Genomic DNA, 16277 nt, shown 5'->3' on the forward strand with positions numbered 1-16277 from the left:
TTATTTGCTCGAAAATGTACGTCTAGGCCAGTGTGCTACAGTGTCACGTGCCTAAATATTAACCGGTCAGCTCTGCTGGCCGTTTTTTTGTATTGCCGGGCGAATAACAGTGGCCAGCAGCCGGATCATAGGAAGTGTGTTGGGCTGTAGCCGGTCCAACTTTTGAATGCCCGGGAAAAGCTACTGAGATCGGCAAACCCGAGTCGGAAGGCAATATCGGTCAGATTGATATTGGGCTGGCTTAGCAGCAGCAGGGCTTTTTCCTGCTTATACTGCTCCAACACCTGCCGGTAGCTTGTCCCCAGAGCCGCGAGGCGGCGGTTGAGTGTGCGGACACTTACCAGCATTGTTGCTGCTATTTTTTCTCGCGAGATGATTTTCAGGTTGGGCTCGGTATCTAGCAGTTTGTAGATCAGCAGAATGATGTCGTGTTGCTCAAGCTTGCTGACAGCCTGACGCAGCGGGGGAACGGCAACAGAATAGATATCGGGATCCCTACCTTTCAGTTTTATTGCCTCAACATCGTTGGGAAAACTGATTGTGATAATTGGCGAGCCTGTTTCGATTTTGCACCGCATCATTTTCTCGAATTGCTGCTGTTGCTGGGGGCTGAATGGCCACCGGCCGATTTTCAATACCAGGTTGTCTATGCCGCCGGATGCTTGCTGGATCATCTCGATTAAAGTGGCGATATACATCATAAAGCCAAGATCAGACACCTTTGACTTGTCGTTGTAAGGATCATGGTTGATCACCCATACCTCGCTGTTCCCTTGCGGCGTTATATGGCGCTTTAGTCGGATGGGGGAGCCAATCAAGATGCAGTATTGGCAGGCGTCCTGAATAAAGGTGTTGAGATTGTTGGCTGTCCACAAAGCCAGCGAAAAGCAACTGAAGGTCAGCGGTGAGACATGCTTGGCGGCAAAAGCGGGTAAAAGTGGTTCCTCGCTGTCTTGGCATAGCTGGTTGAATTTGGCACTGAACGCACGTAGATCGGCTGGGTGTACGTGAATGCGCTCACCCAATTCATTTTCCGGAAAGTAATCCCCCGGCTTGAGGCCAAATTGAATAGCGGTTTGCTGTAGCATGGCGAGCCAGCCTTTGTGTATCGACATCGACGCGCAGGGGATTTGAGGCATGATGATTAGGTTGACTGTGTGATGTAATGAATATCATATTGATTTCATAGGTGAATGCATCGACCGGATGAAGGAAATGTGACCGGGTTTTAAACTGTTTCGTCGCAGTTAAGCTGCTATTCAGTCAGGAAGAATGCCTCAGCTGATGCCAGCTATGCTGCAATGCCAGTTCCAGCGGGGTATGCTTGAGCACGGGTTGTTGCCAGTGCGAAGGACGCACGGGTAATCTCCCACCTTGCTGCCACAGAGAGCGCATGTTGATAAAACTGCGGAACAGCGGCGAGAACAATGAAATCGCTTCTAGCAAGGTCCAATGTAGCGGAGTGACCGTCACCGGCTTTCCGGTACTGAGCGCCAGGCCACGGGCAATATCTTTGATACTGGCTTGATGGCCAGGGTAGTAATCGATAGCCAGAGGACGGGCGAATGTGGGCTCCGTAGTGATTTGCTGGGCAATGTTCTCTGCCAAATCTGGGAGATATGTCCAGTAGTGGTTTACCCCATAGGCACTGGGCGACTGCAGAATGAGCTTATGATTTGTTTCTTTGACCAACATCCCGAGGTAGCTCTGATCGAGGGAAAAGTTCAGGTTATGCCCGTAGCATAGAACCTTGATGTTGGCACCTGCGGACGCGGCCTTCTCTAGCTGGGTGCGTATTTTCTTTGGTAAGGCATAATCAACCGGTTTCTTTTTTTGCCAGAAAATAAGGCTGTCTAGCCAAGGCTGGCGGGTATCATACACATTGGTGGTGATAACCAAGTTGCTCTGACACCGGATCACCCGCTTCAATATCTCATCGAGAGAAAAAATCACCCGCCTGTCCAAAATAGGATCAGGCAGGTGCAGGAAAACCGTGTCGGTATCAGCCACCAGGTCATCGAGCAAATCACCATCTTGCTTGGTGATTTCGGCCAGTGTCAGGTTGGCTGACAGTGAGAAAGGTTGGCTGGGATCAGCAATCGTCGCAGTGACCTGCCAATGATACTGGGTAAGCGATTGACAAAGCAGTGCACCCATTTCATGTTCAGCTCCTAACACTAAGGCTCTTTTCATGTTTTACTCCAACCGTGCGATTTATTTCAAAATCATATCTCCTAGTTAAAAGCTTTTTCTCGTTATAGTGAATACACAAAAACACATAGTGGGTATTTGAGAATGCATAACATGGCAATGGAAAGCAGTCGTACTTGCTGGGATGATAAAAAAAGCTGCCTGGTAGGAGAGGCAGCCTGGCAATAACAACGCTCAAATTGCTATTGGTTTATGTTGAGAGGGGTTATATGTTAGATCGAACGGCCCACTTCATAGCCGTCCCAAATCGCCGCCATGATGGTACGCGCTTCTTGGCTATCACCGATATTGAAGATATCGTCAACATCGAGCTGGTGGGATAATTCGTCAAACAAGCTGTGCTCTGTGTTGTAACCCATCGCAAGTATAACGTGATCAGCGTGAATTTCAGTGACGGCGGTTTCGTTATCTGCCGGGCAAACTTCAATACCGGTTTCAGTGATAGATCTTAAGAATGTTGATGTTCTTACTTCTATATTCTCTTTTACCAATAACTCTTTAAGCATTTGGTAGTTAGCAAAGCACGTACCGTGTGGGCCACCGATTAGGTCGTCGGTACCTTCAACCAACATGGCTTTCTTCCCTTTCTGTGCCAACCACAACGCCGTTTCTGAGCCCACTAAGCCACCGCCGATAACCACAACACTGTCGCCTGTGATTTGCTCTGGGTTCATCAGTACATCTTCTGCCACAGCAACGTGCGATTTATCTTGCCCTGCTAACCAAGGGAGCTTGGTTGGACGAGAGCCTGTTGCAAAAATCACACTGTCTGGTTTTTCAGCTTCAATAGTGTCTTTTGTTGCTGCGGTGTTCATACGGATATCAATGTTCTTACGATCCATTTCACCTTCAAACCAGGTGATAAGCTGCTTATCGTCATGTTTAAAGGGAGCCTGTGAACCAGGAATAACATTACCGCCTAGCTTGTCCGATTTTTCGAACAGAACAACATCATGCCCGCGTTCAGCTGCTATTCGTGCTGCTTCCATTCCCCCGACACCACCACCAATAACCACCACTTTCTTGGTTTTGTATGCGGCGGTGAGCTTATATTCTTCTTCACGGCCACAACTCGGGTTGACGGTACATGATAAGTTGCCAACTTCAGCCATTCGACCAAGGCAGCCAAGGTGGCAAGACAAGCATGGACGTACTTCATTGAAGCGGCCGCGGCGGATTTTGTTCACAACGTCTGGATCCGCTAACAGCGGGCGGCCCATTGAAATCCCGTCGGCAATGCCGTTGTTGACTGCGTGGCTTGCTAGCTCAGGATCTTCCATCCGGCCTGCCATGAGTACCGGAATGTCGACCACTTCAGAGACTGCCTGACAATATGGCTGGTACATACCTGGCTGGAAGTAGTTTGGCGGGTGGTTCCAGTACCACGAATCATACGTACCGGCATCGACATTCAGTGCATCAAAGCCGGCATCTTGCAGGTACTTGGCGGCTTTGAGCCCTTCTTCCATATCACGACCCGCTTCATCCGCTTGTTCGTCCGGCAAGATCCCTTGGCCAAAGCCTTTCATATTGCTTTTCACTGAATAGCGCAGTGATACTGGGAAGTCCGCCCCACACATCGCTTTGATCCCCTGTACAATTTCGACAGCGAAACGATAGCGGTTCTCGAAGCTGCCACCGTACTGGTCGGTACGCTGGTTGAAGAAGCTCATAGTGAACTGATCGAGTAGGTACCCTTCATGCACGGCGTGGATCTCAACCCCGTCGTATCCAGCCTTCTTCGCGATAACCGCGGATTCGATAAACTTGCCAATGAAGTACTTTACTTCGTCGGTTGTAAGTTCGCGGTGAGTTAGGGAGGGGTCAAAACGGTTTACTGCCTCGGACGGGGCAATGAGCTTGTCTTCAGGGGAAAAGCCGGGAATACAGGAGCGTCCCCATCCAGCTGTCAGCTGGGCAAATATCTTGGTGCCATAGGCATGGACGCGCTCGGTGAGCTCTTTGGCACTGCGCAGGTAGGCGGTTGGATGATGGGTTGGGCAGGGTAAGGAAGGCATCGGAAATTGCTCGAGTTCATTCTCGACCATTTGCACACCTGTGATGATTAATCCGACTCCGCCTTTGGCTCGGGCAACATAGTATTCGACGCCGCGTTGATTATATGCGCCATCATTATCGACACAGCCCAAGGTCCCCATCGGGGCCATTGAATAACGGTTTTTGAGTGTTAACGAGCCAATCTTCATTGGCTCAAAAAGCACTCTATGTGATTCTTTCATCATAGCTTTGCGCTCCAGTATTTTTATAGCAGCAAATAAATTTAGCCGCATTAACTGGCAACAATTAAACCAAAATTGAGCGTTTAAATTTGGCATATCAGGCCAAAAAGATAGCTTTTAAAGCCATCCATATTCCTTTTGATTTTGATCATGTAACGGGACGAATTTGTGCCTACATGGTGAAAGTTAAAGCATGCACCTAAGCGTGGGTGACATTATCTGAGAGTGGAATGAGACGGGCTACTTCCCGTCCAGCGCTTAAAGGCGCGAGAGAAAGTACTTAAGTCGGAAAAACCTAACTGGAAAGCTATTTCGGTCATGTTTATATTGGGCTGGTTGAGTAGTTGAAGGGCCTTTTCAAGTTTATATTTTTCAACCACGCCGCGGTAACTGGTGCCGACTTCCGCCAACCGGCGGTTGAGGGTCCGAATGCTGATCAGCATTTTGGCAGCAATCGTGTGGCCTGAGATGTCCGTTAACGATGCCATTGAATCCAGTGCCTTATAGACCTGTAAAACAATATCATTGTTTTCAATTTCGGTGGCGTGCTGTCTTAATAGCCGCTGTGTTGCCGGATAGATTTCGGGATCGCTCGTCGCTAACGGCGTAAAAAGATGTTGGCGCCGGATACAGATTTTTCTAATTGGCGAGCCTACCGAGATGTTACATTGCATTTTTTTCTCGAACTCAGCTTTAAGCGGCTCAGCATAGGGCCACTTCATTAGCTTTACTTGAATATCATGCAGACTCAGCTCTGTGGTTTGGTGGATGATTTGCAATACCGTTGAAATGTATAAAGTGACGCCGGCGTAAGTGACATGCGACTCTTTGTTGAGGGGCTCATGGTTTATCAGCCACAGCTCTGCATCGCCTTGGGGCGTTTCATGAAAGCGCAACCGGATCGGAGAGCCGATTGCGACACTGTATTTGCAGGCATCTTTGAGTAACCGCATTAGATTGGGGGCGGTCCATAATGTTAGAGAAAAGCAGCCAAAAGTTAGTGGGTTGACTTGTTCAGAGGCTTGAGCCGGATACAGAGGATCACCACTGTCTTGGGTCATTTGATACAGTATCGCCCTCACATCACGTACATCAAGCTGCGTGCCTGAGTCATCAAGTTGGCTGATATAGCGTTCAGTATTCAGCGAATAGCGCTTAGCTGTCTGCTTGATTAGTTTAACCCAGCCTTTATGGATAGACATTGAGGTGACGGGAAGTAAGTGGCTATTACTCATCAATTGTTGTCCTCTAAGAGCGTTGACAGCTATATCCCCAAGCTGCTTCAGGAGGCGGCTTAGTGAAAATCGCCAAGGTGACTTGAAGTGACTGGGGCATATACTATCTTGGTTATTTCATCGCTTTATATCTGTTCGAAGATTTTGTGATCATAGTGACAGTTTGGCCTTATGCGCCACCCCAGCAACGGTTATGTTGACTCTTTTATTCTGAGAGTGACGCTTTCCAACTGCTGTTAGATGAAAAAACACAGCCGCATAAACTGTGACTGTGTGTATTGGGTGCTGGGAGGACTTCAGGTGACGATTATTTGCCGGAGGCGATCACCTGTTGGGTAATATCACCGGCGAGGTTGGCCCCATCCATCTTAAACTGGATGTCTTTACCTGACGCTAAGATATCGTAGAAATTAAATTTTACGTTAGTCCAAGTATCACCCCATAGGTATTCCCATACCGCTTCGCCAGTATTGAGATTTTGTGTTAAAGACCATTCCGTTGCATACCCAGCCATCACACCATTCACCTCACGGTTGGCCGCATCATGAGGGATACGGAATGCCGTTGTCGCCAACTTCATCATGCCATTAATCGATGAGCTAGGTTGATCGAGCTGCTCACTAAAATAGGAGGCGTGCAGGAAACGGTCCCGAGGATTGGTGTTACCAGTAGAGCCTAAGTCAGCTTCACTCCACGTTTTGGTGATTTTCCCTGATGCGCTGTCCCACGCATCAAGATGGCTCTGTTGGCTCGGTTGGTTTGTCATCACCATGGCATCATCCCCACGGTAGATGGAAACACCATCACTGTCGTGTTCGATAACAACCCGGTCTCCGGTTTTATCGGTTAGTGCCCAGTGGAACGTTGGCGCATTGGGAATGCTTGGGTGGGAGGCGAGCTCAGTTTTAATGTCTTTGATGTTTTGTACTACGTCTTCAACGCTGGCGAAGTTGGCAATGAGGTATTCGCCGAGGGCAAGCTGAGAAATGGTATCGGTACCTGTATCCGTCATGCTCATTGGCGCATAATACATGGTATTGACCTGTAGTCCCTCACTATTCACGCCATCATGGACAAGGCCACCGTATGACAGAACGGCCAAAATATCGTACTTGGTTTGGTATGTGGTGCCATGACCTGCTACGCCATGCGTTAATCGTTCACTGCCGGCTTTAATGGTGCCGAGTATTGGTGAGGTAGACTCAACCCAGTCATTGGTACGAGTTGTTAATGTGCCAAAGTCGGTATTCCATGCAATCGATGTACATGCCTGAGAGGCAGTAGTTAATGAAGCCGCGGCAATTGCGGTTGCAATAATTAGTTTTTTCATGGTCATTGAATTCCAAATTTATTAATTAAAATAAACAATTAGCTTAAATATGTTTTTATTCATCTTTCGATTGATTTCCCCTAATAGTAGCGAGCTGAAAAAGAAAATAGTTGATGAAGATCGACAATTCCCTGTGCTGACCTGAGCTATCAAACCTTTGGCCTAAAAAGGCAAGTTGGTGGCTGTTCTTATTTCCTTTTATGGCTGTTTTTACTGACATATATGGCATAAGTGGAATAATTGTGAGCTGTGTCATACCTAGAGTGTTTGACTTGATAGGTAATGCTTTTGACCTGAAATGCAAAACGCGCGTTGCGTTGTTGGCATATATTGATGGCACAGAAAGGGAGCAACTTCTGAAACCTACATTCTCAACTTATTTTTTCCTGAATATATAAAAGGATATTTATGTAAAAAAAGGAAAGCGGAAATAAGTTGCTATCTATTCAGAGAGGTCATTATGGCACTTTGGCAACAGAGCTACGAAAGTAAACAAATTTCTTTGGCTGACTCAACAAAATTAATTAAATCAGAAGATAAAGTTTGGGCTGGTGGTTTATTAGGTACACCGGTTCTATTTTTACTTGAATTAGAAAAACGTGCCGAAGAAGTTAATAATTGTGAGCTCTATACTGGCCTAATTACTCATCCTTACGGCTTTTTAAAGCCTGAGTTTCGGCGTAGCTTTAAGCACATGAGCCTGTTCATGGGACCGCTAGAGCGCAAACTGCAAAAGACAGGTAACGTTGAAACGATCAATTTCCACTTCTCCCACTTCCCACAATTATTTAGCCGCATTAGGCCAAATGTAGTGGCAATCGAAATGACACCGCCTAATGAGGATGGCTTCATGAGTATGGGGGCTTGCGGTGGCGTGGGTAACATGGAAGCGATGAAATATGCTGATACGATTATTGCGGTGATCAACAAAGAGCAGCCTTTCATTGCCGGTGATGACAACTTAGTTCATGTTGATGAGGTTACCCATATTACTGAAGGCCATCACCCTATTGCGGGGCCGAAGGGAGGGGAACCCTCTGATCTAGAAAAAACAATCGCTTCCCATGTTGTGCCTTATGTGAAAGACGGTATGACGATCCAAATCGGTATCGGCACTATTTCAAATGCGATGGGCATGGCGCTGAAAGGCCATAAAGGCCTTGGTATCCATACCGAAATGTTTACCGAATCCATGATGGAGCTGTGTAAGGCGGGCGCGGTAAGCGGTGGCAACAAAAACTATAAGCCAAATAAAATTGTCACAGCGTTTACTGCTGGCTCACAAGATCTCATTGATTATGTTCACAACAACCCTGAAATTGAAATGGGCAATGTATCAACGGTCGTGAACCCGTATGAAATTGCCAAAAACGACAATTTCGTATCACTAAATACCTGCATCATGGCTGATCTAACGGGCCAAGTCGCCTCTGAAGGGGTAGGCTTTAACCAGATCTCTGGCTCTGGCGGTCAAGTCGATTTTATTCGCGGCGCACAAATGTCGAAAGGCGGTATCAGCATTCTTTGCTTGGCGTCGACGCATAAAGGTAAAGACGGCCTTGAGTCGACAATTCGTACCGCACTGCCGGCGGGTACCCCTGTAACCACACCCCGCAATGATGTTCAGATCATCGCAACCGAATATGGCAGTGCTGATCTTCGTGGCCTGTCTGTCCCGCAGCGTGTTGAAGCGTTGATCAATATTGCTCATCCAGACTTCCGTAATGCATTACGCGATGAAGCGACTACTGCTGGCCTTTGCAAGTAATCTGACCGATATAACGAGGATAATTTTATGTACCAAGGACAAAGCTTCCAGGTTGTTGCACGTGGTCAGTTTGCTGAGCTGATTTTTGATGACCAATATGATGCCGTTAATACACTTCGTAAATCGGCAGTGGAAGACCTGCAAGCAGCAATAGCAGTAATAGATCAATCGGACGTGAAAGGTTTGATCATTCGCTCCGGTAAAGGCCTATTCAGTGCTGGCGCGGATGTTAAAGCCTTCCGAGAAATATTCGCGGGTGGTGACGCTGCTATCAATGAGTACCTTGAATGGGTACATGCGGTTTACAACAGCCTTGAAGATCTCGCCATGCCAAAAGTCGCGATCATCAATGGCGTTGCCGCCGGAGGTGGCGCTGAACTGTCGATGCTGGCTGAATACCGTTTGGCAACAGCGGATGCAAAAATCAGTTTACCTGAGGTGAAACTCGGCATCATGCCAGGCTGGGGCGGGGTGACACGTTTACCGCGCATCCTAGGCGTGGATACGGCTTTGCAATGGCTAACAACCGGTAAAAACTTCCGTGCAGATAAAGCATTGGAGCACCGCTTTGTTGACGGTGTCATCGATGCGAAAGTAGATCCAATCGCAGAAGCAGAAGCGGTACTCACCGCTTGTATCGACGGTGACTTTGATTGGGTTGCGCGCCAGACAGAGAAAAAAACGGCCCTTAGACTAAGCCAGTATGAACTTAGCATGTCTATCAATGTTGCACGCGGCATGGTCGCCAAAGTGGCGGGTAAGCATTACCCGGCACCAAGCATCATACTTAACGCTATTGAGAAGGCCGCTTATTGTGCACGTGAAGAAGCACTAAGCTTTGAGCGTGCTGGGATCGCAAAATGTGCTGAAAGCGGTGTGGCGGACGCACTTGTTTCTGTTTTCCTTAGCGACATGGCGGTTAAGGCCAAAACCAAGAAGCTAGCCAAAGGCGCAGAAGAAACGAAAGAGTTAGGCGTTATTGGCGCTGGCATCATGGGTGGTGGTATCGCTTATGTGACGGCTGATAAAGGCATGGATGTTGTCATGAAAGACATCAACAAAGCCGGTATCAATCTCGGCCTTTCTGAAGCCAATAAGCTGCTCGCTAAGCAAGTGGCTAAAGGCCGTAAAACGCCACTTGCCATGGGGGAGACATTAAACCGTATCCAGCCGACGCTACATAACAATGCGCTTGAAGGCTGTGATCTGATTGTTGAAGCGGTTGTTGAAAACCCAATGATCAAAGAAAAGGTGCTTGCTGAACTAGAAACGGCTGCGCCAAATGCTGTGATTGCATCCAATACATCAACCTTGATGATAAGCGGGCTGGCTCAGGCAATGAGTAAGCCAGAAAATTTCTGTGGTATTCATTTCTTCAATCCGGTGCCAAACATGCCCCTTGTTGAAGTGATCCGGGGCGAAAAAACCAGTGATGAAACGATCACTAAAGCCGTGAAGTACGTCGCCCAACTGGGTAAAACACCGATTGTTGTTAACGACTGTGCGGGCTTCCTTGTCAACCGCTGCCTAACGCCTTACTTCCTAGCATTCAACAAGCTCATTGTGGATGGTGGTGACATCGCCACGATTGATAAAGTGATGAGCAAAGGTTTTGGTTGGCCGATGGGACCAGCACATCTTCTTGATGTTATCGGTTTAGATACGGCGGCTCACTGTATTGATGTGATGGATGATGCCTTCCCGGGTCGTATGTCTAAGCCTGAAATGAATGTTATCCAAACATTTGTAGATAATCAGCTGTTAGGGCAGAAAAACGCGCACGGTTTCTATGCGCACACGCCTGATCGCCGTGGCCGGATCAAGCCTTCTGCCTCTGAAGAGTCGACAGCGCTCGTTGAATCACTGCGTGCTGGGCAAGCAGAGTTTGATGCTGAAACAATTACGTTGCGCATGATGCTGCCGATGATGTTCGAAGCGATCCGTTGCCTGGATGAAGGCATTATTGCGTCACCGGAAGAAGCGGATATTGCCATGATTTACGGCACAGGCTTCCCTCCTTTCCGTGGCGGTTTGTTCTACTACATGGATCAGATGGGCTTAGAGAGGCTCGTTGGCGCCGCTGAGAAATTCAGTCACCTTGGCGAGCTGTATCACGCGCCGAAAGGGCTTGTAGAACGTGCTAACAACAACCAGAAATTTTACGCTTAATCCGGGGATATGATGATGAAAAATGTAGTAATTGTTGATGCGATTCGTACCCCGATGGGACGTTCTAAAAATGGTGTATTCCGTCATACTCGTGCAGATGATCTCTCTGCAAACCTCATGAAAGCGATGTTTGAGCGTCAGCCGAATGTTGACCCTAAACTTGTTGATGATGTTATTTGGGGCTGTGTGCAGCAAACAGAAGAGCAGGGTGTAAACCTCGCACGTAATGCCGCCCTTCTGGCTGGCCTACCTGTTGAAGTACCAGCAACGACGGTTAACCGTTTATGCGGTTCGTCAATGGACGCGCTTCACATGGCTGCCCGTGCGATTAAAGCAGACGATGCTGACATTATTCTGGTGGGGGGTGTTGAGCACATGGGGCACGTTCCTATGACAAAAGGGCTGAACTTTAACCCTGCGCTGGATAAGCAAATGGCGCAAGCATCTGCTGCTATGGGGATCACTGCTGAAGGTCTTGCTAAGATCCATAAGATCTCTCGCGAAGAACAAGACACACTCGGGGCCCGCTCTCACCGGCTTGCACATCAGGCGACAGTCGAAGGCCGTTTCAGTAATGAAATCGTACCTACCATGGGCCATGACGCTTCGGGCCGGCCTGTACTGGTAAAAACGGACGAAGTTATTCGTCCGGAAACCACGGTTGAATCGCTAGGCAACCTACGGCCAGTATTCGATCCGGTGAACGGTACGGTCACTGCTGGGACCTCCTCGGCTCTCTCTGACGGTGCATCTTGCTTGCTGGTTATGAGTGAAGAAAAAGCCAGGCAGCTGGGGGTGACACCGCGTGCGCGTATTATTGCTGCAGCAACAGCTGGCGTACCTTCAGCCATTATGGGAGTGGGTCCCATTCCAGCGAGCCAAAAGGCCCTGAAGAAAGCAAATTTGAGCATCAATGATATTGATTTTGCTGAAGTGAATGAAGCATTCGCAGCGCAAGCCATTCCATGCCTGCGTGAGCTAGGCCTATGGGAGGATCGTGAGGAGAAAGTAAACCTACATGGTGGTGCGATTTCTCTTGGTCACCCGCTAGGCTGCTCTGGGGCACGTATTGTTGGCTCTTTGCTCAATATTATGGAGCAGCGTCATGGTCGTTTCGGCTTAGCGACCATGTGTATTGGTATGGGGCAGGGAATTGCTACCATCATTGAGAGGGTAGAAGCCTAAAAAAAGAAGTTAATATAATAAGAAATAACTTTCGTTGATACCGACCTTGGGGCTCTATGAGCCCCTTTTTTATTTTCATTATAGTTGTTTGGCTTATATTTACTGGCCTAGAGCTTTTTGTTACTTTACTGTGTGATATTTTAATGACTGATATGTCGGTATATATCCAAGTTACTTCAAGGTGTAGGATTTAATTGTAAAAAAGAGCTTGTCGAAGCTCTTTTTATATATGTTGTTCTGTTTTTTCTACCAGTTATATTGGATGCCTACTGATATTGCTGTATCTTGAGATGGGCTAATATCATGGCCAAAGTAGTCATATTGGTTATAAGACGTGTGTTCAAACCGGCCATTTAGCCACCATTTATTACTTTCTCCGAGAGGCGCTGCTAATCTAAATTGCCACTTCATGTATTTTACCTCAGTATCATGGTCACCATATCCGGCAAAATACTCAGGCATCAAGGTGAAGTAACTACCATTACCTGACAGCTCACGCCTTAAGACGGGTAGGAAAAAGAAACCATCAAAATGACTAGCCCCTAAGCCGTGCAGGCCATCCTTACCCATGTCACCATTGAATACATAGTTAAGCTGTGGCATGAACGTCCACTTATCCCATGTGTAGTTAGCGATTACACCCAGTGAATCAAAACTATAGCCGAACTTTCCTGTCGGGGTATAGGTTAGGTTACGGTCTATGCCGTAGTAGTTCCAGCCCATACTAAAGGGGGCATTGAGACGCCACTGTTGGCTAATCATCCCCCTTACCTGTAAGAGATCACTGCCATAGGGGGACTTATCACTGCCATTGCTGGTTTCATTTAACTTACCGAAAATAGCTTCTATGAAACCAAAGTAGACGCTATTGCCAAGCCGTCCTAGCGTATAAGTATCAAGCATTATATTTTGGCTTGATACTTTGTGTTGGCTGTCAATATTCGACGATGTTGCTGAAGTTGATTGGGTGTATATGGCTGTGTGAGTATTATAACTTTGCCAGTATGGCTGTTGGTTTACTTCTTCTGCATTTAATTGGGTATGAAAGCTCGCTAATATTGCAAGATAGCTAATATGCACTGTCTTTCTTAATTTCATGTTTAACCTATTAATTGGTTTTACGGTTCACAATGGATTTAATATTTTCTGATATGTATATTAATTAATTGAGGGAGAGGGTTCCGTGATGCCTTACCGCCTATCGCTTGATGACTCAAAGTGCAAAACGATTGACCTGAAATGTCACCGTTTTTGTTTTTGTTATTTTGTGAAATTAAAGATAATTTAAGTTTAATCACAAGGGTATTGAATTAAATGAAAGGTTATTTTTATAATTTTTTTTGATGTACTTTTTAATGCGTTATTTTTCACATTATACCCAATGTGGGGGCAAGCTAATGGGCTAACAGCCCTATCGGCTAATTGTTAAGTTATGGTGAGGGGGTTGCTTTGCATCAACGTTTTTCTCCAACCTTGCGATTCATCTCAAAATCATACTCCATAGCGAAGCACTTTTTGGCGGTATAGTGAATAGATAAAAACACATAGTGGGTATTTGAGAATGCATAACATGGAATGGGACAGCATTCGTATTTTTCTTGCCGTTGCCGAAGAAGGGAGTATGTCTGCGGCTGGCCAGAAGTTGGGAATGTCACAGCCGACAATCAGTCGGCATATTTCAGCCCTTGAAGAGAAGGTGGGATTCAACCTGTTTGATCGCTCGACGCAGGGTTTGGGGCTGACTTTGGTCGGTAATGAGCTATTAAGTGCCGCAAAAGAAACGGCCAGGGGAGTGGATGGGTTTATCACGAAAGCGTCTGCCCACAGTAGTAAGCATGTGGGTCATGTGCGGTTGGCTGCCAGTGATACGATATCCTTCTACTTCATGCCAGCGCTGCTCAATGAATTTCAACGCCAGTTTCCCGATATCGAAATTGAAATACTGGTGGCTAACAAAGAGGTTAACCTCAACAAGCGCGAAGCCGATCTTCTGATCTCAAAATCTAAGCCGGAGCAATCTGATTTGGTGGTGAGTCTACTGCATAGTGAGGAGATAGGTTTTTACGCCCACCGGGATTATCTGAAGCAGTTCGGGAAACCGAGTACGGTGCGCGAAATGTATACCAGTAATCATCAGATCATTGGCTACGATCAGCAGAGGGTCTATATAGAGACGGCCAGTCAGTTTGGCAACCCGCTCAACAAGTCGCATTTCAACTTTCGTACCGACAGCTTCAAGATGCAACTGGAGCTGGCAAGGGCAAAGGCTGGGATTGCGGTTGTTTTCCACGCCATTGCCGAGCGCTATCCTGAGCTAGAACCGATCACGGTGCCTGAAATTGAACTGCCCGATGCCCAGTGGTGGCTGGTTTGTCATCATGATGTTCATATCAATCCTAGGATCCGCCATCTGATGTCTTTTATCAGTGAATGGTTCCGCTCCCCACATGATAAAATTCGTTTAATCAGTTAGTTACGCGATATTTTATGCCCTTCGACATGTGGCGAACACTTTTTTGCTTCGCCCATGTGCTTTTTTTGCCCTTTCTGACGTTTCTTTTTTCTATTATTTGTTTAAACGCATAAACATTTCTTAGTGTTTTTTTGTTGATGCTGGTTACAAAATAGACGCGCGAAAACGTTTTCGTTGCTTTAAACTTGATCTGAACCAGCGAATTTTCAATTTTTTTCAAAATTGTCGAAACAAAAGTTGAGTTATTCAAAAAAAATTGAATAATGTAATCAAAAGCTATAAATTAGAAGAAAATGCTGCTCCACACTTTTTCTTCTAGATAGGTCAACAGACCGGATAGACGTGTAACGGAACATATTGTTCTAGAGCCCAATTTAATCTGATGAGATAACCCATGAGCAACTCTCTAGTACTTGTAATCAACTCTGGCAGTTCTTCACTTAAGTTTGCCCTTATCGACACTGTAAGTGGCGAAGCGACCCTGAGCGGTCTTGGCGAATGTTTCGGCATGCCTGAAGCCGTAGTGAGCTGGAAAATCGATGGTGAGAAGCACGAGCACGCACTTGATGCTGAAGGTAACCACCACCAGCAGGCCGTTGATCGCATCGTTGCCCTGCTTGAAGAGCTAGGCATGAAGCAAGATATCGTTGCAATCGGTCACCGTGTTGTTCACGGCGGTGAGAAATTCACTAAGACGGTTAAGATTGACGAGTCAGTACTGGAAGAGATCGACAAGCTGAGCGATCTTGCACCTCTTCACAACCCTGCTCACGTTATCGGTATGCGTGCAGCGATGGCGGCGTTCCCAAGCCTGTCTCAGTACGCCGTATTCGATACCGCGTTCCACCAGACCATGCCAGCGAAGGCATACACTGGTGCTATCTCTCAGAAACTGTACACAGACTACGGCATCCGCCGTTACGGTTTCCACGGTACAAGCCACTACTACGTTAGCCGTGAAGCTGCGAAGGTTGTCAACAAGCCGGTTGAAGAGAGCAACTTCATCTCTGTTCACCTAGGTAACGGTGCATCTGTATGTGCAGTTAAGAACGGCAAGAGTGTTGACACCAGCATGGGCTTCACACCGCTAGCTGGTCTAATGATGGGTACACGCTGTGGTGACCTTGACCCAAGCATCATTGAGTTCCTGCTGAAGAAAGGTTGGTCTCAGCAAGAAGTATTCGACGAGCTGAACAAGAAGTCGGGTCTACTAGGTGTATCTGGCCTGACTAGCGACTGTCGCGGCATCATCGAAGCGATGGAAAACGGCCACGAAGGTGCAACACTGGCCTTTGAACTATTCTGCTACCGTGTTGCTAAGTACATCGGTTCTTACATGGTTGCGCTAGACGAGCTAGACGCTATCATCTTCACTGCAGGTATTGGTGAGAACTCTCAGCCAATCCGTAGCAAGATCCTAGAGAACCTGAAGATCTTCGGCTACCGCGAAGACGAAGAAGGTAATGCCGCAGCGCGCTTTGGTAACGCTGGTATCATCACCAAGCCAAACACGCCAGTGGCTATGGTTATCCCGACTAACGAAGAGTGGGTAATCGCGAAAGAATCAATGGAACTGCTTCACGCTTAATTGATTCTAACCTTACGGGGTTAACGCAGATTTAGAAACGGCCCAGGGTTATTACCGCTCTGGGCCGTTTTTTATTGG

General features: G+C 47.1%; 11 protein-coding genes. 5 read left to right on the forward strand and 6 right to left on the reverse strand.

Annotated elements, in window-relative coordinates; genetic code table 11:
* Nucleotides 1–125: 125 nt before the first annotated feature.
* From L4D79_RS09455 to L4D79_RS09475, 5 genes are all read right to left on the reverse strand, one after another.
* A complete protein-coding gene (locus L4D79_RS09455; RefSeq protein ID WP_428650451.1) occupies nucleotides 126–1088 on the reverse strand; it encodes a helix-turn-helix transcriptional regulator in 963 nt (320 codons plus the stop codon).
* 175 nt (nucleotides 1089–1263) lie between these two features.
* On the reverse strand, nucleotides 1264–2193 hold the full coding sequence (locus tag L4D79_RS09460; RefSeq protein ID WP_428650453.1) for a Rossmann-fold NAD(P)-binding domain-containing protein: 930 nt from the start codon (nucleotides 2191–2193) through the stop codon (nucleotides 1264–1266).
* 230 nt (nucleotides 2194–2423) lie between these two features.
* Nucleotides 2424–4454, reverse strand: a complete 2031-nt coding sequence (locus tag L4D79_RS09465; RefSeq protein WP_428650456.1) for an oxidoreductase — start codon at nucleotides 4452–4454, stop codon at nucleotides 2424–2426.
* Between the two features lie 212 nt (nucleotides 4455–4666).
* Nucleotides 4667–5686: a helix-turn-helix domain-containing protein gene (locus tag L4D79_RS09470; RefSeq protein ID WP_428650459.1), complete on the reverse strand. Its 1020-nt coding sequence runs from the start codon at nucleotides 5684–5686 to the stop codon at nucleotides 4667–4669.
* A gap of 307 nt (nucleotides 5687–5993) precedes the next feature.
* Nucleotides 5994–7016 (reverse strand): linear amide C-N hydrolase, encoded by a 1023-nt coding sequence (locus tag L4D79_RS09475; RefSeq protein ID WP_428650462.1) that lies wholly within the window; start codon nucleotides 7014–7016, stop codon nucleotides 5994–5996.
* Nucleotides 7017–7476: 460 nt separating this feature from the next.
* Between L4D79_RS09475 and L4D79_RS09480 the strand changes: the two genes are divergently transcribed.
* The 3 genes from L4D79_RS09480 to fadA are packed head-to-tail and all read left to right on the forward strand — an operon-like array spanning nucleotide 7477 to nucleotide 12138.
* A complete protein-coding gene (locus L4D79_RS09480; RefSeq protein ID WP_428650465.1) occupies nucleotides 7477–8784 on the forward strand; it encodes an acetyl-CoA hydrolase/transferase family protein in 1308 nt (435 codons plus the stop codon).
* 27 nt (nucleotides 8785–8811) lie between these two features.
* Entirely contained in the window at nucleotides 8812–10953 is a 2142-nt protein-coding gene (fadB, locus tag L4D79_RS09485) for a fatty acid oxidation complex subunit alpha FadB (protein WP_428650467.1), read from the forward strand.
* 15 nt (nucleotides 10954–10968) lie between these two features.
* Nucleotides 10969–12138 carry an acetyl-CoA C-acyltransferase FadA gene (gene fadA, locus L4D79_RS09490; protein ID WP_428650471.1) on the forward strand — a complete coding sequence of 390 codons (1170 nt, stop codon included), beginning with the start codon at nucleotides 10969–10971 and terminating at the stop codon, nucleotides 12136–12138.
* A gap of 246 nt (nucleotides 12139–12384) precedes the next feature.
* On the opposite strand, the gene L4D79_RS09495 is transcribed toward fadA, so the two are convergent.
* Complete coding sequence (locus L4D79_RS09495; RefSeq protein ID WP_428650474.1) at nucleotides 12385–13236, reverse strand: hypothetical protein; 852 nt, start codon at nucleotides 13234–13236, stop codon at nucleotides 12385–12387.
* Nucleotides 13237–13699: 463 nt separating this feature from the next.
* On the opposite strand from L4D79_RS09495, the gene L4D79_RS09500 reads away from it, so the two are divergent.
* Together L4D79_RS09500 and L4D79_RS09505 are read left to right on the forward strand one after the other, a co-directional pair.
* Nucleotides 13700–14611, forward strand: a complete 912-nt coding sequence (locus L4D79_RS09500; RefSeq protein ID WP_428650477.1) for a LysR family transcriptional regulator — start codon at nucleotides 13700–13702, stop codon at nucleotides 14609–14611.
* Between the two features lie 394 nt (nucleotides 14612–15005).
* Nucleotides 15006–16199 (forward strand): acetate/propionate family kinase, encoded by a 1194-nt coding sequence (locus tag L4D79_RS09505; protein WP_428650479.1) that lies wholly within the window; start codon nucleotides 15006–15008, stop codon nucleotides 16197–16199.
* Nucleotides 16200–16277 lie beyond the last annotated feature (78 nt).

The organism is Photobacterium satsumensis (assembly GCF_050336935.1).
GTDB classification, from domain to species: domain Bacteria; phylum Pseudomonadota; class Gammaproteobacteria; order Enterobacterales; family Vibrionaceae; genus Photobacterium; species Photobacterium satsumensis.